Source organism: Pseudomonas sp. TH04, assembly GCF_016651355.1.
GTDB lineage: Bacteria > Pseudomonadota > Gammaproteobacteria > Pseudomonadales > Pseudomonadaceae > Aquipseudomonas > Aquipseudomonas fluorescens.
In genome coordinates this window covers 5,063,385-5,079,938 of record NZ_JAEKEA010000001.1, presented here as the reverse complement: position 1 = coordinate 5,079,938, position 16,554 = coordinate 5,063,385, and the positions used below count along the sequence as shown (strand labels likewise).

General features: G+C 56.7%; 19 protein-coding genes and 3 tRNA genes. 9 read left to right on the top strand and 13 right to left on the bottom strand.

Annotation, left to right across the window (positions count from 1 at the left end; all coding sequences use genetic code 11):
* Nucleotides 1-254: 254 nt before the first annotated feature.
* The 6 genes from JFT85_RS28620 to flgB all read right to left on the bottom strand — a co-directional run bounded on the left by JFT85_RS28620 (nt 255) and on the right by flgB (nt 4,481).
* A complete protein-coding gene (locus JFT85_RS28620; protein ID WP_146100461.1) occupies nt 255-905 on the bottom strand; it encodes a hypothetical protein in 651 nt (216 codons plus the stop codon).
* On the bottom strand, nt 902-1,354 hold the full coding sequence (locus JFT85_RS28615) for a hypothetical protein (RefSeq protein ID WP_342366924.1): 453 nt from the start codon (nt 1,352-1,354) through the stop codon (nt 902-904). The genes JFT85_RS28620 and JFT85_RS28615 overlap by 4 nt, the downstream gene beginning before the upstream one ends.
* 173 nt (nt 1,355-1,527) lie before the next feature.
* Nucleotides 1,528-2,838, bottom strand: coding sequence for a flagellar hook protein FlgE (gene flgE, locus JFT85_RS22910; RefSeq protein ID WP_053257580.1), 1,311 nt, complete (start codon nt 2,836-2,838; stop codon nt 1,528-1,530).
* Nucleotides 2,839-2,869: 31 nt separating this feature from the next.
* Nucleotides 2,870-3,601: a flagellar hook assembly protein FlgD gene (flgD, locus tag JFT85_RS22905; RefSeq protein ID WP_053257581.1), complete on the bottom strand. Its 732-nt coding sequence runs from the start codon at nt 3,599-3,601 to the stop codon at nt 2,870-2,872.
* A gap of 16 nt (nt 3,602-3,617) precedes the next feature.
* Complete coding sequence (gene flgC / locus JFT85_RS22900; RefSeq protein WP_017138385.1) at nt 3,618-4,070, bottom strand: flagellar basal body rod protein FlgC; 453 nt, start codon at nt 4,068-4,070, stop codon at nt 3,618-3,620.
* A gap of 3 nt (nt 4,071-4,073) precedes the next feature.
* Nucleotides 4,074-4,481 (bottom strand): flagellar basal body rod protein FlgB, encoded by a 408-nt coding sequence (flgB, locus tag JFT85_RS22895; protein ID WP_053257582.1) that lies wholly within the window; start codon nt 4,479-4,481, stop codon nt 4,074-4,076.
* 329 nt (nt 4,482-4,810) lie between these two features.
* Between flgB and JFT85_RS22890 the strand changes: the two genes are divergently transcribed.
* Nucleotides 4,811-5,596 (top strand): hypothetical protein, encoded by a 786-nt coding sequence (locus tag JFT85_RS22890; protein WP_069552882.1) that lies wholly within the window; start codon nt 4,811-4,813, stop codon nt 5,594-5,596.
* 90 nt (nt 5,597-5,686) lie between these two features.
* Here JFT85_RS22890 and cheR read toward each other — a convergent pair whose 3' ends face one another.
* The gene (gene cheR, locus JFT85_RS22885; RefSeq protein WP_053257584.1) at nt 5,687-6,514 is read right to left on the bottom strand and encodes a protein-glutamate O-methyltransferase CheR; all 828 of its coding nucleotides are present in this window, start codon (nt 6,512-6,514) and stop codon (nt 5,687-5,689) included.
* A 44-nt stretch (nt 6,515-6,558) separates the two neighbouring features.
* Nucleotides 6,559-7,491 carry a chemotaxis protein CheV gene (locus JFT85_RS22880; protein ID WP_053257585.1) on the bottom strand — a complete coding sequence of 311 codons (933 nt, stop codon included), beginning with the start codon at nt 7,489-7,491 and terminating at the stop codon, nt 6,559-6,561.
* An 82-nt stretch (nt 7,492-7,573) separates the two neighbouring features.
* Between JFT85_RS22880 and flgA the strand changes: the two genes are divergently transcribed.
* The 4 genes from flgA (at nt 7,574) to JFT85_RS22860 (ending at nt 10,169) form a co-directional block, all read left to right on the top strand.
* Complete coding sequence (gene flgA / locus JFT85_RS22875; RefSeq protein WP_053257586.1) at nt 7,574-8,338, top strand: flagellar basal body P-ring formation chaperone FlgA; 765 nt, start codon at nt 7,574-7,576, stop codon at nt 8,336-8,338.
* Between the two features lie 142 nt (nt 8,339-8,480).
* Complete coding sequence (gene flgM / locus JFT85_RS22870) at nt 8,481-8,804, top strand: flagellar biosynthesis anti-sigma factor FlgM (protein WP_053257587.1); 324 nt, start codon at nt 8,481-8,483, stop codon at nt 8,802-8,804.
* A gap of 48 nt (nt 8,805-8,852) precedes the next feature.
* Complete coding sequence (locus JFT85_RS22865; protein WP_053257588.1) at nt 8,853-9,323, top strand: flagella synthesis protein FlgN; 471 nt, start codon at nt 8,853-8,855, stop codon at nt 9,321-9,323.
* 96 nt (nt 9,324-9,419) lie between these two features.
* On the top strand, nt 9,420-10,169 hold the full coding sequence (locus tag JFT85_RS22860; RefSeq protein WP_053257589.1) for a flagellar brake protein: 750 nt from the start codon (nt 9,420-9,422) through the stop codon (nt 10,167-10,169).
* Nucleotides 10,170-10,230: 61 nt separating this feature from the next.
* On the opposite strand, the gene JFT85_RS22855 is transcribed toward JFT85_RS22860, so the two are convergent.
* Complete coding sequence (locus tag JFT85_RS22855) at nt 10,231-11,622, bottom strand: MFS transporter (protein WP_069552883.1); 1,392 nt, start codon at nt 11,620-11,622, stop codon at nt 10,231-10,233.
* Between the two features lie 666 nt (nt 11,623-12,288).
* On the opposite strand from JFT85_RS22855, the gene JFT85_RS22850 reads away from it, so the two are divergent.
* Nucleotides 12,289-12,597 (top strand): hypothetical protein, encoded by a 309-nt coding sequence (locus JFT85_RS22850; RefSeq protein WP_053257591.1) that lies wholly within the window; start codon nt 12,289-12,291, stop codon nt 12,595-12,597.
* Nucleotides 12,598-12,830: 233 nt separating this feature from the next.
* Here the strand turns inward: JFT85_RS22850 and JFT85_RS22845 are convergent.
* A tRNA-Arg gene (locus tag JFT85_RS22845) sits at nt 12,831-12,907 on the bottom strand.
* A 327-nt stretch (nt 12,908-13,234) separates the two neighbouring features.
* Between JFT85_RS22845 and JFT85_RS22840 the strand changes: the two genes are divergently transcribed.
* From JFT85_RS22840 to JFT85_RS22830, 3 genes are all read left to right on the top strand, one after another.
* Complete coding sequence (locus tag JFT85_RS22840; RefSeq protein ID WP_053257607.1) at nt 13,235-13,462, top strand: hypothetical protein; 228 nt, start codon at nt 13,235-13,237, stop codon at nt 13,460-13,462.
* Between the two features lie 11 nt (nt 13,463-13,473).
* Nucleotides 13,474-13,653 carry a PA3371 family protein gene (locus JFT85_RS22835; protein WP_069552892.1) on the top strand — a complete coding sequence of 60 codons (180 nt, stop codon included), beginning with the start codon at nt 13,474-13,476 and terminating at the stop codon, nt 13,651-13,653.
* A 391-nt stretch (nt 13,654-14,044) separates the two neighbouring features.
* Nucleotides 14,045-14,371 carry an Arc family DNA-binding protein gene (locus JFT85_RS22830; RefSeq protein ID WP_003193592.1) on the top strand — a complete coding sequence of 109 codons (327 nt, stop codon included), beginning with the start codon at nt 14,045-14,047 and terminating at the stop codon, nt 14,369-14,371.
* 116 nt (nt 14,372-14,487) lie between these two features.
* On the opposite strand, the gene mgtE is transcribed toward JFT85_RS22830, so the two are convergent.
* The 3 genes from mgtE to JFT85_RS22815 form a co-directional block, all read right to left on the bottom strand.
* Nucleotides 14,488-15,930, bottom strand: a complete 1,443-nt coding sequence (gene mgtE, locus JFT85_RS22825) for a magnesium transporter (protein ID WP_053257609.1) — start codon at nt 15,928-15,930, stop codon at nt 14,488-14,490.
* Between the two features lie 349 nt (nt 15,931-16,279).
* Nucleotides 16,280-16,356, bottom strand: a tRNA-Arg gene (locus JFT85_RS22820).
* A gap of 72 nt (nt 16,357-16,428) precedes the next feature.
* A tRNA-Arg gene (locus JFT85_RS22815) sits at nt 16,429-16,505 on the bottom strand.
* Nucleotides 16,506-16,554 lie beyond the last annotated feature (49 nt).

The window sequence follows — 16,554 nt, the reverse complement described above, 5'->3', positions numbered from 1 at the left end:
TTCGTATACTTCCTGCACGTGAAATACGTCAAAATCGCTCAAATATATACGTTTTAAACAAATACGATCACCATAAATCATCACAAATCATTGATTTTAAAAGACTTTATATAATGTATACGCAGGTAATATCGGCACTCTGTCAATAAGCTGAGTGCGTCCTGGGCTTGAACGCCCAGGATTTATAAACCGACAAACCCTGCAAAGGGCTTGTCGGTTTTTTTATGGCTGGCGTTTATGCGCGTCCATGTCAGTTATACGAACGTATATGCACCATCGTCCGGTTTAGGACTACCTCCTCGCCCTCCGTTCAGTTCGACTTGACCGCCAATCACTGCCATCGCATGCCCACTAAAAGCAACGACGCCCAACTTGCCACTCGCCAGTTCATCGCTCGAAGATCTTCGGTATAGACCTCGCAAACCAAGACGGTCCAACCCTTCCTGAAGAACCTCACCATCATTCAGGCTCTTTAACGCAGCAGCATAACTTTGCCCGGCATAATCGTCGTTATCTTCCTTCTGTGCCCGCTTTGCGCTAACGGCATACATAAAGTTGGCATTGGTCATTACCTCCGGATTATCACCTTGGAAACGAGCCTGCTCCGCCGCTTGCTTCAACTCGCTTTGGGATATATGGACCTGGTACCCATCTCGCATTTGAACGTCGAAGCCGTCACCCGCCTGCTTTACATCTTTAAACACGTCGGTAGGCTTCTGGCCAAACTGCATCATCGAAGCTTTAATCGCTGCAATCGTGGTGCAGTTTCCAGTGCCTGGGCTCTGGCTAAAACTACTCCAGATATTGCCACTCTCCGTTCCCACGCCAGGCTTTTTCCCGGGATTGCTCTTGTCTGGTTTGTAATGATGAAATTGAGCACCCTGGGTAAACGGCAGATTGCTCATGCTTTCCCTGGGGCCAATATTCGCCGAATTTGATCCGCCACCGCCGCCTCCCCCACCACCGCCGCCTTTGCCTGGTGATGGCTGCGGCGAAGGAGACGGTGACGGTGACGGCTCATCCGGGAAAAATCCGGAAACAGCTTCTTCAACAACGCGAGCAAATCGCTGGAGGCGTCCTTCTTCAACGCCTCAAGGATCTCCTTGAACTTCTCCTCACCCAACTCCTTGCGCTTTTCATTGAGCTTGTCGCGCAGGTCCTGGGCAGTTTGGTTTTTATTGCCCTTTTCGGCCTCATCCAGCTGTTTGAGCATCTGGGCTACGGCTTTTTTATCGACCTCTACGTCATCCTTTTTTTCCTCTGCACGGCTTACGCCCCACAGATTTTGCCCCGCACCGCCCACGTCATAACGCACACCTCCAGCCCCATGGCCAGACACCGACAGATCCCACATATCCAACCCCCGTAAGAACCCATACCTTTAAGCCCGATAAGTGGAAAAAGCGGCGTGGTCGGTTCCAACAAAAGCCTGTCAGTTGGCAATCTCGCGCAAAGTCGGAATTGTTTCCGGTCAAATAACACGCAAAAAAAAGCCCCTCGCAGGAGGGGCTCTTGTTCGCAGCCGCATCAGGTCATCTGAATGATGGTCTGCATGATGGTGCTCTGGGTGGAGATCGTCTTGGCGTTCGCCTGGTAGTTGCTCTGGGCCTTGATCAGGTCCACCAGCTCGTTGGTCAGGTTGACGTTGGAGTTCTCCAGGGATTTGGACACGATCGAACCCAGCGTACCGGATTGCGGGGTGTCGTAACCCGGCTGGCCCGATGCGAAGGTTTCTTTCCAGGCCGTACCGCCAGCCGGCTGCAGGCCCTGCTCGTTGTTAAAGCTGGCCAGGGAAAGCTGGCCGATGGCCTTGCTCTGCTGGTTGCTGAAGGTGGCGAACATCACGCCGTTACCGTCAATGCTCAGGCCGGTGATCTGGCCGGTGGCGTAGCCATCGGTGACCGGTGGGTTGCGGTAAGTGGCCGAGTTGTACTGGGTAATGTTGGCCATGTTAATGGCAATCCCGCCAGGGTTGGCGTTCGCACCGTTTTTGGTCCACACACCGTTGGTCACGGTGCCCGGCACCCAACCGGTCAGCTGCAAGGTGGTGCTGGAGGTTGTACCGGTGATAATCCCGGTGAGTTTGCCGGAACCGTCGAAGCTCAATGTCGAGGCGACCGGAGGCGTCGAACCCGTGCCGGTAGGTGCCGAACCGTCAGGGTTACGGCCATCGATCAGGGTGTAGGACTTCCAGGTGTTGGAATCCGTTTTCACCACGTATTGCACCATTGGGTGGGCGTTACCCTGGGTGTCATACAACGTGGTGTTGTATTGGGTGCTGAAGGTGGTGGAATCGGTCGGATCGAACGGCTTGAGCGTTTGGTCGATCACCGGCGACGAGGAGTTCAGGTTACTGGTGGAATCCACCTTGCTGGAAGCCTTCGGCGGCAGGTTCGACAGGTTCAATTGCAGGTCGGTCAGTGCACCTTTGACGATATTGCCATCGGCGTCCGCCGCGTAGCCTTGCAGGCGCGAGGTGCCGGTATTGTTGGTGATATAGCCGTCTTTATCCGAGTGGAACGAACCGTTGCGCGTGTATTCCAGCGAGCCGTCGCTGCCCTTCTGCACAAAGAACCCGCCACCCTGGATCGCCATGTCCAGCAGACCGCCGGTGTTGTTGACGTCGCCCTGGGTGAATTGCTGTGACACTGCCGCCAGGTTCACACCGCTGCCGACACTGTTCTGGCCGGTGCCGAGCTTGGACGCCGCGTAAATGTCCGAAAACTCCGCGCGGGACGATTTGAAACCGGTGGTCGCAACGTTGGCAATGTTGTTGCCAGTGACGTCCAGTTGTTTGTTGGCCGCATAGAGACCGCTAAGGCCGATATTAAAAGACATGTTTCTCTCCCTCTGCCGTATTGAGCCGGCTCTATGTACCGATAGTCTGAATTTGCGACAGCTTGACGCTGCCCATGCCGCCAGCCAGGTTCAGCAGCATTTCGCCGCCGGTCTTGCTCAACGTCACGCTGGTCACCGTTGCCGGCAGCGACGTCAGCAGAGCAACCGAGTCGCCCTTGTCATTCTTGGTGCTGGCCGCGAAGGTGTAAGTCCCGGCTGGCGCGACCTCACCTTTGTCGTTCTTGCCGTCCCAGATAAAACTGGAATCGCCGGCGCTCTGGGTGCCCATATCGATGGTGCGCACCACATTGCCGTCCTTGTCGGTGACCTTGACGGAGACGTTGCCCGTCGCCGACGTTACCGCCACCGAACCGGTCATGCTCTTGCTGGTATCAACCATCGCCTTATCGGTCTGGGTGATGATCGAACGCCCAACCAGCGACGACGCCTGCAGCGCCTGCGAGGAGCTGAAGTTGCTGGAGATCGAATTCACCGAGTCGTTCAGCGTGTTGATGCCTTCCAGGCTACTGAACTGCGCCAACTGCGCCACGAACGCGCCGTTGTCCTGAGGCGACAGTGGGTTCTGGTTTTTCAGTTGGGTCACCAGCAGCTGCAGGAACGCATCTTTGCCCAGCGCCTGGTTACCCGTGGCCGCCTTGGCAGCCGAGTTGAGGCCGCTGTTGTCCGTCGCGGTCTTGACCTTGGTGTTGAACAGGTCCTGAACCGCCGTGTTGGGTGTAGAAGTGGTATCAACGATGGCCATTATTTGGCGCCCCTTATCACTGACCCAGGGTCAGGACCTTCTGCATCATGGTTTTGGCGGTGTTCATCATTTCCGCGTTGGTCTGGAACGAGCGGCTGGCGGAAATCATGTCGGCCATTTCCTCGACCACGTTGACGTTGGGGTAGTACACGTAACCCTTTTCGTTCGCGGCGGGGTGGTTAGGCTCGTAACGGGCCTCCAGGTTGCTCTGGTCTTCGACCACACCGAGTACCTGCACGCCTTGGCCTGCGGCATCCTGATTCTGGAACAGCGAATCGCCGCTACCGCTCTGGCCGGCCTGGCCGCCCTGGAACATGGTGGCGAACACCGGGTGACGGGCGCGGTAAGTCTGGTCAATGCTCGAAGACACGGTCTCGGCGTTGGCGATGTTACTGGCGACGGTGTTCAAACGCGTGGTCTGCGCGCTCATGCCACTGCCGGCAATATTGAAAACACTGGCTAGGGACATGGCTTATTCTCCACGCAGGGCTGACATCAGCCCTTTGAATTTGCTGTTGAGCAGGGTGAAGCTGGCCTGGAAGTTCACCGAGTTCTCGGCGTAGGCCGATTGCTCAAGTTGGGCATCCACGGTGTTCTGATCGATCGATGGTTGCATCGGCGTGCGATACAGCAGCGACTCGTCACCACTGCCCAGGCCTTGCGCTTCAATATGACGGCTGTTGGTCATGTTCAAGGCAAAGGTGCCGTTCTTGGTCTTGTCCTGCTGCGCCGCGAGCACAGCGGAGAAGTCCAGGTCCCGAGCCTTGTAGTTCGGGGTATCGGCGTTGGCAATGTTGTTGGCCAGGACTTCAGCACGCTGGGCGCGGAAGCCCAGGGCTTGTTCGTGGATACCGAGCGCTTTATCGAAGCTGATGCTCATGGCGGAAACCTTTAGGCTGACCTGCTTTTCGTATCTGGGTTATAGCAAGGCGCATGCCAATTCGTTCAAGGCCCGTAATTCAAGGGTTTGCGAGGGGAATGCCGGCGGCAATGCCAGAAAAGCGGCAACGAACTTCCGCGTGGCGCCAGGAAAGCGGCAACCGCGGTTGCCGCTTTTACACATGGGCGGCAATGGTGCAGAGGAGGACATCGAGGGTACCGGCAGGCCTGACCGTTGGTCCGCACTGTCATTTCTGACAGTTGCGGAGCCTGCCGCCCCGGATGCTTGATTGCGCGGACACCCTTTCCTGAATAGCGCAGAGGCTCTACATGCTGACCATCCCGACCCTCGGCTTCAAGTTACAAGACACAGCCCAGCCGATCCCGAACCTGAACACCAACCTGCTGGTGGGTAACTACGCAGAATTGACCTCCGCTATTCCCGTGCTGCGAGCCGATTTCATCAATGTAAACATGAGCAGCAGCATCACCGGCGGCGTGTACAACCAAAGCTTTGAGGTAGGGGCAGATGCGCCCTCTCTCAACATTTCGATACCCCGGGCGTTTGTTGAAGCCAACATAGGCAACTACGTACAACTACTGTTGCGCATCAGCCGTAACAGGGTCATTTCTTCCGCGCCGACCGCGACGGTGAGCATTAATAAAGGCCCCGTCGTCGTCCCCCCCACCCCAACCACCGTATGGGATTTCAGCGATGGCACTTTCCAAGGCTGGGTACCTCAGGGGCCTTACGTCGGCGGGTTGCTGCGTATTAGCAATGGCAGCGTGGTGGCCGACATCCCCAACAGCCAAGCAACCAGTGCCCACATCATTTCCCGCGCAGTGCCGGTGATTGCAGGGCGCACGTACGATTGCAGCTTCGAGGTCATTGGCGGTATGGCCACCAGTGACGGCTCGACCCTGTACATGACGATAAATGGCAGCCGGATCGGCACCGACGTACAGAACATTACCAGCGCACAGCGGCAAACCGGGACAGGGACATTCACGGCGCCCCTGACGGGCGACGTCCGTCTAGGCATTTTCAATGCGAAGGTACCCAACGGGATTCATCGTCTTTCCCTGGGCAATATCCGAATGATCGCTAGGCCCTGAGTCACTCCGAGCCGTCGGCACCCCTACTTTGAGCCCATGAAAAACGGGAGGCCCTTGCGGGCCTCCCGTTTGTTTTGACTCAACCCCCCATCACTTCGCCTGGTAAATGATGCCGGGGCTGCACTGCACCATCTGGTAATGATCCGGCAGGCCGTTCAACGCCTCGGACGCCCCGAGGAACAGGTAACCGCCGCGCTTGAGCGTGCCGTGAATGCGCAACAGGATGTCCTTCTTCACTTCCGCCGAAAAGTAGATCAGCACGTTGCGGCAGAACACCATGTCGAACTTGCCCAGGCTGGCGTAGCTGTCGAGCAAGTTGAACGAACGAAACTCCACCCGGCTCTTGATGGGCGCCTTGACGGCCCAACGCCCCGCGCCTTTGGAGTCGAAGTAACGCTGCAGGCGTTCCTGGGACAAACCACGGCCCAGGGCCAGGCTGTCGTACTCACCCGTTTTGCAATTGGTGAGCATCGTGCCGGACAGATCGGTGGCGACAATTTGCGCGCCGGCCTTCAGTTGCCCCATGTTGGTCCGCTCGAACTCGTCGATGGACATCGAAATCGAATACGGTTCCTGCCCCGAAGAGCAGGCAGCCGACCAGATTCGCAGCCGCTGGCCCGGGCTGGCCTTGATGGCCTCCGGCAGCACCTTGCTCTTGAGCACTTCGAAAGGGTAGGTGTCGCGAAACCATAAGGTTTCATTGGTGGTCATCGCATCGACCACCATTTCTTTGAGCCCGCTGCGTGGCTGCCCCTGAATACGCTGAACCAACTCACCCAGGGACTTGATGCCCTGCTGTTCCATCAGCTTGTTGAGACGGCTGGATACCAGGTATTGCTTGTTTTCACCAAGCAATATGCCACAGGCTTTTTCCAGGAAGACCCGGAACTGTTCGAAATCCAAATTACCCGTAGACAATGATACCGCCTCTTAAATCGTGTGACCGCCAGGAGGAAATCCTCCTAGCTGTGATCTGCTGCCTTGATCCGGTCGACAACCCGGGATGCCAGGTCATCAGGACGGAATTTGGCCAAAAAGTCATCGGCACCGACTTTCTTGACCATCGCCTGATTGAATACGCCCGACAACGAAGTATGCAGGATGATATGCAATTTTTGCATGCGTGGATCGTTACGTATCTCGGCCGTCAGGGTATAGCCGTCCATTTCTGGCATCTCGATGTCGGAAATCATCATCAAGAATTCTTCTTCCGGCTTCTTGCCTTCATCCACCAGCTTGCGCAGGTAATCCAGGGCCTGGCGACCATCGTTGAGCGCCACCACTTCAACACCGACGGTTTGCAGGCAGCGGCTCACCTGTTTGCGTGCCACCGAGGAGTCATCCACCGTGAGCACACGCAGGGAAATCGCCTTGTGCGCGGTCTCGGCGTCCACGACACCCACCGAAATCGATTCCGAGGTAGGGGCCACTTCGGCGAGGATCTTCTCCACGTCGATAATTTCCACCAACTGGTTATCGACCCGCGTCACCGCCGTGAGGTAGTGATCGCGCCCGGTGCCCTTGGGTGGCGGATGGATCTCCTCCCAGTTCATGTTGACGATGCGCTCCACCGAGCGCACCAGGAAACCCTGGGTCTTGGTGTTGTACTCGGTGATGATCACGAACGGGTTCTCGCGGTCCTGCAGACCGGCGGAACTCGTGGCCAGGGCCAAGTCAAGAATCGGTATGGTCGCGCCACGAATGTTGGCCACGCCGCAGACCACAGGGCTGGATTTGGGCATTATGGTGAGCTTGGGGCACTGCAACACTTCCCGCACTTTAAACACATTGATGCCGTACAGCTGTTTGCCATCCAGGCGGAAAAGCAACAACTCCAGGCGATTCTGCCCTACCAGCTGTGTGCGCTGGTTTACTGAATCCATTACTCCTGCCATGCCCAGACTCCTACGCTAAAACCTTTGGGGGTACGACGCGTACCCAACACTAAACGGCACGAGCTTTGCTATTTATTGATTTATGAACCTTATAACGACAGTTTCCCGACGCCTTCGCCTCCCACGGTATAGCAGATTGCTCTGCGTCTCGATGGCACTGCTCGCCTTGGGCTCGGGCGTCACGGCACGTGCAGATAACGTCACCTTGCCTGATCTCCTTATCGGCGTCACTCAAGGCTTTCTTGAGTTCACTGTAGAAGATTATCTGGCGACCACACAGACACCTGGGCGTTATGAAATCCAAGTCAACCCGTTAGACCCGCGCCTGCGCATGCCAATGTGCGACAAGGAATTGACGGCCTCACTGGAAAGCCCCGCCCAGCCCATCGGCCGCGTGACGGTAAAGGTGCGCTGCGAAGGTGCATCGCCCTGGACCGTGTTCGTGCCGGCACAGGTCAAACTGTTTCGCGATGTCGTGGTGGTCACTCGCCCGCTCAAACGCACGGGTATCATCGGTTTTGAAGACGTCGCCCTGCGCGAACGGGATATCAGCCTGATCAATCAGGGCTACCTCACCTCGCTGGATCAGGCGGTCGGGCAAAAACTGACCCGACCAATGGTGACCGATCAGGTCATCACATTGGTCCACCTGGAACAGGCTGAAGTGATTCGCAAGGGCGACCAGGTGGTGATTTCCGCCAGCAGTGGCGGGCTGACCGTCAAGATGCCGGGCGAGGCGCTGTCCAACGGCGGCATGAGCGAACAGATTCGAGTCAAGAACCTCAATTCCAACCGTGTCATCAAGGCGCAGGTGACTGCACCAGGCCAAGTTGAGGTGGCGTTATAGATCACTGGTATCAAACGCCAGCTTTTCCTACACTGTGCGTTGGATGTCGGCCTGTGCAGGTTTATTGTCAATCGAACCTAAAGTTTGTTCGGGTATGGCCGAAAACATGGCAAGCGTCCAAATACCCAGAGGTTTTTTTATCATGGTCATTGATTTCAGTCGTTTGAATAACACCCCGGCTTTGCCCGGCAATACGCGCACCAGTGGTGCCAAGGACAGCGTAGAGGCCAAAGCCCAGCCCCTGCCCGCCAAGGCAGAACAGGCCGGCGCCAGCCAGAGTGGGGAATCGGTACACCTGAGCAATGAGGCTCAACAGTTGCAGAAGGTCACTGACTCGCTGCGCGATCAACCCGTTGTCAATAAAGCCCGCGTGGCCGAATTGAAGCAGGCGGTCGCCGATGGCAGCTATAAAGTCGACAGCAACCGTGTAGCCAGCAAGCTGCTTAACTTCGAAGCCGAGCGCTAGGCAAAGGCCTGCGCAGGGCTTTTGGACGCTTAAACCCCAAGGCCAGCCATGCACCACGACGAACATTTGCTCCAACTGATCATTGATGATCTGGCGCCGACGCAACAGTTGCTCGAGCTGCTCAAAGAAGAATCCCTGGCCCTGTACGGCCGGGACATGCGCTTGCTGGAAGAAATTCTGGCGCGCAAGCAGTCGCTGATCGTGCTGCTGGAGCAGCATGGCAAGAAGCGCAGCGAAATTCTCATCAGCCTTGGCCTGCCGGCTGATCACGACGGCCTCGCACAACTGGCCAGCCATTCTTCGGTTGGCGATCAGTTGCTGGCGCAGAGCACCGCACTCAATCAGTTACTCGCCCAGTGCCAGGAAGCCAACCTGCTCAATGGCCAGTCGATCCAGCTTCAGCAAGCTACGACCGCCAACCAGCTGCGTATACTTCACGGTGGAGAACCTCCGGCGCTTTATAACGCCCAAGGTTCCACCTCACGTCTGGTCAAGCCAAGCACCCGCAGCCAAGCCTGACGCCGGTTTACAGCGCGCCCTATCCAAGGCGCGCAACATGCTGGCAAAATGCCGGTTCTTGCGTGTAGTCGTATTTTGTCTGGAGATGGAAGAACCGTGTTCAACGCCCTTAATGCGGAAGATGCTCCGCAGCCACCCAAGGTGCTCACCACGCCTCTGGAAATCGCCAGCACATTACGGATGCTGCAAGAGAGTCATGATCCGCTGATCATCACCTTCCACGAACGCAGTCAGCGCTTCCAGAGCTACCTGGTGGCCGTTGACCGGGACAGCAAGACACTGGCGCTGGACGAAATGATCCCCCGTGACGGTGAACGTTATCTCGAGAATGGTGAGCCGTTCCGTATCGAAGGCTTCCATGAAGGTGTGCGCGTCGCTTGGGAAAGCAACGGCACGCTGACCATCAGCGAAAAAGACGGCCATCGCATCTACACCGGCAGCATGCCTGCCGAGGTGGTCTACCATCAGCGCCGCAATGCCTTCCGGGCCGCGTTGAAGCTGGCGCAACTGGTCAACATCGAACTGGGTGGCGAAAAACTCAAGGCGCCCATCAGCGGCAAGTTGCTGGATATATCCGCCACTGGCTGCAAGTTGCGCTTTGAAGGGGATATTTCCGAACGCCTGCAGCTGGGTCAGGTCTATGACCGCTTTATCGCCGCCCTGCCCTTCGGCAGCATGACCACTTCCGTCGAACTGCGTTACCTGCACTTCGAAGACAAGATCAACACCACCTTCGCCGGCGTGCGCTTCCACAACATGAGCGGGCTGGTGCAGCGCCAGGTGGAACGTTTTGTGTACCAGCTACAGCGCGAAGCGCGGCGGTTCGACAAGGACGACGATTTTTAAGCCTTAACGATCGCGGCAAAAAAAACGGGCAGATCCTGATGGGATCTGCCCGTTTTTGCTATCAGGGGCGCGCCCTGCTCAGATCGTGAGGATGGTCGTCTGGGCCCAGCGGCTCCGGCGGCCCTTCGAACGCCGGTTCATCGGCTGGCGACTGCGGATCCGCTTCAGGCTCCGGTTCCGGGTCAGGCACCACGGTCTGCATCTGCTCCTGCACCACCGCCTCGTCCACGCGAGGGTCCAGGCACGCGACCAGCGGCGAGCTGGACATGCTGTCGGGCATCGCCACGTGGTGCAGTGGCGCATCATCCACCTGATGCAGGTTGGTCACCGCTTTCGGCCGGATACGCCAGACCAGAATCAACGCACACAGACTGAAAAACGCATACAGCATGTGGCTGCCGAACAGCTTCATGACCACACCGGCCAAGAGTGGCCCGACACTCGCACCAACCCCGTAAGTCACCAGCAACATGGCCGTCAGCGACACTCGGCGATCACCCTCAACATGGTCGTTGGAAAACGCTACCGCCAGCGGGTACAGGCAGAATTGCACCAGCGAACACAAGAACCCAGCCACGAACAGCACTTCCAAAGGCACGTGGGTCATCACCGCCAACGGCAACGCCGCCACCGCCAGACACAAGGCAAAGCAGCGAATCAACAAGGCCCGGTCATATCGGTCCGACAACCAGCCCAACGGCCATTGCACCAGCAGACCGGCGAAAATGCAGCTACCCATAAACAGACCGACCTGCTCAGTGGTCAGCCCCTGCTGTGAGGCGTAGAGCGGCGCCAAACCGTAGAACGAACCCACGATCAACCCCGCGCCCAAAACCGTACTGAGCGACTGTGGCACCCGCTTGATAAAGAAGCGCGGCTCCATCGGGGCGGGATGCAGGGGCGCTGGGTGAATCCGTCGCGTCATGGCCACGGGCACCAGGCACAACGCAAAGCACAAAGCGACCAGCATCAGCAATTCAAGACCGAGCTCGGGGTGCATCACCAGGATCAACTGACCCAACACCAACCCCAGGTAGGACGCGATCATATAGCCGCTGAACACCACGCCTCGCTGCTTGGCATCCGCCTGCTCGTTGAGCCAGCTTTCGATGACCATGTATTGGCACATCATGCCCAGACCCACAATCATCCGCAGCACGATCCAGGCCGGCAGCCAGTTGATCAGGCCATGCCCGAGCACCGCCGCACCGACAATCCCGGCGCAGGTGGCATATGCACGAATGTGCCCGACCCGGGCGATCAGGCGGTGACCGATCTTGCCACCCAGCACCAGGCCAAAGTAGTTGGCTGCCATAAGCGCACCCACCCATAAGCTGTCGACATGGTCGGCCGCCAGGCGCAAGGCGAGGTAAGTACTGAGCAGGCCGGACCCGATCAACATCATCAAGGAGGCGAAATAAAGGGCTCGAAAAGATTTCCAGATTTGGCGCATCGGCGTTCCGAGCGGCTCCTTGCAGTGAGGGACAGGGCTATCGGAATGATAGTCCGGTGTTACCAGGCCCGGACAGGCGATAAAGGCTGTTTTCCGGGAATATTTTGCTTAATAGCTCAGACGCTGCCTGGCCGGTTGCAAGGTACAAAGGTTGCGATAAATAACCACGCACCTGCTGTGAACGCTGATCACCGGCAAGGTTCGACCGGTGTTCGTCAAGCACGCACAAAAAAGCCCCGCCAGAGCAATCTGCGCGGGACTTTTTAGAGGAGCCACGAATCTGGCGCCCCACGGCCGGTTCGATTCCTTGTCTTGGTCACCCCTTTATAGCCAACGAGTCTAGTCACCAAGGCGCGCATTCGTGAAAGACGGCTAGCCTCGTAATCGAGTAGCGATGGCAGGGATATCGCTACTCGTTCTGCTAGCAATGACTAAAGGAAATACCTCCCATGGACGGCTCCGCGATCACAACGTTTCAGATTATGAGCGTTGTCCTGCGTTTTGCTTGGCGACCATGAGAAAACGGCTCAGAACCAACCCCGCGTGATGCGCCGGGCGGGTGCTGGTTCGTGCACCTACAGCAATGCTCATGCTGTCGTCATTTCGTCTTGGAAGAGGCGAGATATGACGATTAAGAAACACCCAAACTTATGAAAGGAAAATAGCGTGCCTTATCTCGTCGAGTTTCATAACAGAGCAGGTTTCGCCTCAAGCTTCAGGGTCGAATGGGACGGCGGCGAATGCCCTCCCGATAGAACCGAGATGACCACCGCCGGTGGCGTTGCGAAGGTCAACCTTCGTGAGCAAAATGTTCCCGAGGGCGCCTCCTGCTGGGCGAGAGCCTACGTTCAGGGCGGGCCAAACCACGACTCGGGCGACAACTTCACCTACAGAAGCGCCGATACTTCTGTCGCGTCTTACTCAATCACCGGCACCACGCTCAACTCCTCCTTCGAGTTGGACATCAACGACTGAGCACGCAGCTCCGTCACGATGGGTGACGGGGCGTTTGCTGCGTCGCCTCCGGACCACCGACCGGCAGGCGTTGATGAGGCTGCTCAAGGGGCTTGCTTAAAACGCTGACAAAAAAAAGCCCCATGAGCACGTGGCTCAACGGGGCTTTTTGCTGCCTGTACCATTTCTGTTGCACCCGCTATGTACGAGCACTCAACGACAACAACAGAAACGGCTGGAGGTCTTTGTTTATATGGTGTCCCAGGGCCGGTTCGAACGGCCAACCTTCCCCTTAGGAGGGGGATGCTCTATCCAATTGAGCTACTGGGACAAATGTCAGCCATCAGGCCTAAGGCGCGGCGACGGACGGCGTGCATGTTAACGGCCGAGGTGGGTTTTGTCATGTCGTCCGTAGGCTTTTTGAGTGTAGGCCGATCCTTGTTCAGAGAATGTCGGTTTCGTCCCGCAACCACGGGCCCCTGAGCGCTATCGTGCAAAATGCACTCCCCCAAAATGCCATCATTGCAAATTGCAACCTATCGAGCCTCTGAAGTAGACTCAAGCCTTTGATTTTATTGGAATAATAGATTGGCACGGGACCTGCAATACTTCTCCTACAAGCCCCATTCAGCCACGGCGTTAAGCGGAGAACATGACCATGAACAGTGCCCTTCTGTTAGCCCTCAACACCATCGCCCTGGCTGTACTGGTGATGTTCCATTTTCAGTCGACTGGCAGCAACGATCCAGCCCAGCTCAGCCAGGCAGTGCCGCACCATCTGCAACAACGCCCGCAACTGGCGGTGATGACGCCCAACGCACAATCACCGGTACGCCTGACCCAAGGCACCCAGGCCGCACCCGCATCTGAACATTGGGTTTTCTGAGGAAATCGCTCGTGACCAAATCCGCCTGGCTATTTTTAAGCCTGACTATTCTCGCAGGCATCCTGGGCCTGAATACCCACTCGCAAGATGGCCAAACTACCGCGTTTGTTGCCGCTGGCGTGTTTGCAAGCCTTCTCCTGCTGTCGCTCATCGTCGGCCGCAAAATCAAATTCGACCCGGTTTTACGCTGACCCCACCTCCTCCCCCTCGTTCGACCTTACGTCGCCCCGCCCTAGTAAATCAGCAAATTGCCACTAGTCTTAAAGGTGAGGGCAAAATGCCACTTTGCGATAGGATGTGCGGCCTCAACCCCTGAGCAGCCTTGGAATTACGGGAAGTTCCGTTCAAGAATGGCTCATTGGAAAGTTTTCAAACCAGTCCGCAAAAATGCAAATGAATGCTGGCATTAAGCCTTTAGGCAGTTCAATATTTGTCACAGAATTGACGCCAAGGAAATGTCAAATCTGAGGCATGATGCGGCCTCTTTGCAATTCGGGTTGAACTTTGGTCGTGAGCCTTGTCTTAACACTCATCTTGCGGCCAATTCCAAAAACCGCTCCCCTGAACTAACCGGTTAAATATATGCGCCCATTGAAACAGGCAATTTATTCCAGCCGTACGGCTGACAAGTTCGTCGTACGTCTGCCAGACGGAATGCGGGAACGCATTGCCGAGGTGGCTCGCAATCATCACCGCAGCATGAACTCCGAAATCATCGCGCGCCTGGAACAGAGCCTTATTCAGGAAGGTGCGTTGGGTGAAGAGTTGAGCATGCGCCTGGACAGCCCCGAGCTGTCACTGCACGAACGCGAACTGCTGCAGCGTTTTCGTCAGCTCTCCCACCGCCAGCAAAATGCCCTCGTCTCGCTTATTGCGCACGACGTTGAGGCGGCCGCAGAAGCCAATTGATCTGCAACTGAAAGCCGAAGCCAGCCATGTGCTGGCTTTTTTTTGCCTGCGATTTGGGAAAGGAAGGTAAGGAATAGCCAGCAAAGCGGGAGCAGATCTGCTCCCGCAGGAATGGATCAGAGCAGGAAGATGGTCGCCAACCCCAGGAAGATGAAAAACCCACCACTGTCGGTCATGGCCGTAATCATCACACTGGCGCCCATGGCCGGGTCACGCCCAAGACGAGCCAGGGTCATGGGGATCAGCACCCCCATCAGCGCAGCCAACAGCAAGTTAAGGGTCATGGCAGCCGTCATCACGACACCCAGCGACCAGCTGCCATACAGCAAGTAGGCCACCACACCGATAACGCCACCCCATACCAAGCCGTTAATCAGGCCCACGGCCAACTCTTTGCGCAGCAGGCGCGAAGAATTGGCGGTACTCACCTGGTCCAACGCCATCGCGCGCACGATCATGGTGATGGTCTGATTACCGGAGTTGCCGCCGATACCGGCCACAATCGGCATCAGCGCCGCCAGGGCCACCAGCTTCTCGATAGAGCCTTCGAACAGCCCAATCACGCGCGAGGCAATGAAGGCTGTGATCAGGTTAATTGCCAGCCAGGCCCAACGGTTATGCAGAGAACGCCAGACCGAGGCAAATATGTCTTCCTCTTCACGCAAACCCGCCATGTTGAGGACTTCGGTTTCACTCTCTTCACGAATCAGGTCGACCATTTCATCGATGGTCAAACGGCCTATCAACTTACCGTTCTTGTCGACCACCGGTGCCGAGATCAAGTCATAGCGCTCAAACGCTTGCGCAGCCTCGTAGGCGTCTTCATCCGGGTGAAAACTCACCGTATCGCTGGCCATCAAATCCGCAACTTTCTTGTCGGGATCATTTACCAGCAGGCGCTTGATCGGCAGCACGCCCTTGAGAATGCCTTCGTAGTCGACCACAAATAATTTGTCAGTATGGCCAGGCAGCTCTTTGAGGCGACGCAGATAACGCAGTACCACTTCCAGGCTGACATCTTCGCGGATGGTGACCATCTCGAAGTCCATCAGCGCACCGACCTGGTCCTCGTCATAGGACAGCGCAGAGCGCACGCGCTCGCGTTGCTGACTGTCGAGCGCTTCCATCAGCTCATGGACAACATCTCGAGGCAGCTCAGGGGCGAGGTCAGCCAGTTCGTCGGCGTCCATCTCCTTGGCGGCGGCCAGGAGCTCATGATCGTCCATGTCGGCGATCAGGGTTTCACGGACCGAGTCGGATACTTCAAGGAGGATGTCGCCGTCACGGTCAGCCTTGACCAACTGCCAGAGGGTCAGACGATCATCCAACGGCAAGGCTTCAAGGATATAGGCGACGTCGGCGGAGTGCAGGTCATCGAGTTTGCGCTGCAACTCGACGAGGTTTTGCCGGTGAACCAGGTTTTCAACGCGGTCGTGGTGCGGACCTTCCTGGCGGTGCGTGAGGTCTTCGACCACGCGCTGACGCTGCAGCAGCTCGATGACTTGAGCCAGGCGATCCTGCAGGCTGTCTTGTGTTTTCTTTACTTCTACTTCGGTCATAGGCGAACTCCACTCCCAGCAGCGGGGCACGCCGGAAGGATCAATCAGTCAATTCATGATTGGTAAAGCGGGGTACTGAGTAACTACTGGGTAAGTCCATGGAGGTATTCCACAAGCCCCGGCGGGGCTGACGGGCGCAATGATACACGCTGCGCACGCTTTTAACGTTAAAAAACTGGAAATTACAAGAGCTTGCGAGCCAAAGCTAAGCATCGGCTGGATTTATGAACTGCGACGACACAGCTCGAAGGGAAAACACATGGAACGCAAGAAAAGATGAAGCCCAGGATCAATCCTACACAAACCCCAGACGGCAAAAAGCCCGCACTTGGCGGGCTTTTTGTTTGTATGGTGCACTCGACAGGATTCGAACCTGTGACCGCTCGGTTCGTAGCCGAGTACTCTATCCAGCTGAGCTACGAGTGCAGATTGTGTTTTTAGACCAGATCACAACTGGTTGGAGCCGAGTCACCCGCATTGCTGCAATTGACTCTTAAATGGTGCACTCGACAGGATTCGAACCTGTGACCGCTCGGTTCGTAGCCGAGTACTCTATCCAGCTGAGCTACGAGTGCATTTGTTGCCGCGCATTATAGGCCGTTCAATCTCTATGTAAAGCTATTT

Bases quoted from the DNA above. Each gene is read 5' to 3' on its own strand.
- flgD (WP_053257581.1), bottom strand. From the start codon at position 3,601: ATGGCCATCGTTGATACCACTTCTACACCCAACACGGCGGTTCAGGAC.
- JFT85_RS28615 (WP_342366924.1), bottom strand. From the start codon at position 1,354: ATGTGGGATCTGTCGGTGTCTGGCCATGGGGCTGGAGGTGTGCGTTAT.
- JFT85_RS22865 (WP_053257588.1), top strand. From the start codon at position 8,853: ATGCACCACGACGAACATTTGCTCCAACTGATCATTGATGATCTGGCG.
- JFT85_RS22855 (WP_069552883.1), bottom strand. From the start codon at position 11,622: ATGCGCCAAATCTGGAAATCTTTTCGAGCCCTTTATTTCGCCTCCTTG.
- flgE (WP_053257580.1), bottom strand. From the start codon at position 2,838: ATGTCTTTTAATATCGGCCTTAGCGGTCTCTATGCGGCCAACAAACAA.
- JFT85_RS28620 (WP_146100461.1), bottom strand. From the start codon at position 905: ATGAGCAATCTGCCGTTTACCCAGGGTGCTCAATTTCATCATTACAAA.
- mgtE (WP_053257609.1), bottom strand. From the start codon at position 15,930: ATGACCGAAGTAGAAGTAAAGAAAACACAAGACAGCCTGCAGGATCGC.
- flgM (WP_053257587.1), top strand. From the start codon at position 8,481: ATGGTCATTGATTTCAGTCGTTTGAATAACACCCCGGCTTTGCCCGGC.
- JFT85_RS22830 (WP_003193592.1), top strand. From the start codon at position 14,045: ATGCGCCCATTGAAACAGGCAATTTATTCCAGCCGTACGGCTGACAAG.
- JFT85_RS22890 (WP_069552882.1), top strand. From the start codon at position 4,811: ATGCTGACCATCCCGACCCTCGGCTTCAAGTTACAAGACACAGCCCAG.
- JFT85_RS22880 (WP_053257585.1), bottom strand. From the start codon at position 7,491: ATGGCAGGAGTAATGGATTCAGTAAACCAGCGCACACAGCTGGTAGGG.
- JFT85_RS22840 (WP_053257607.1), top strand. From the start codon at position 13,235: ATGAACAGTGCCCTTCTGTTAGCCCTCAACACCATCGCCCTGGCTGTA.
- flgA (WP_053257586.1), top strand. From the start codon at position 7,574: ATGAACCTTATAACGACAGTTTCCCGACGCCTTCGCCTCCCACGGTAT.
- flgC (WP_017138385.1), bottom strand. From the start codon at position 4,070: ATGTCCCTAGCCAGTGTTTTCAATATTGCCGGCAGTGGCATGAGCGCG.
- flgB (WP_053257582.1), bottom strand. From the start codon at position 4,481: ATGAGCATCAGCTTCGATAAAGCGCTCGGTATCCACGAACAAGCCCTG.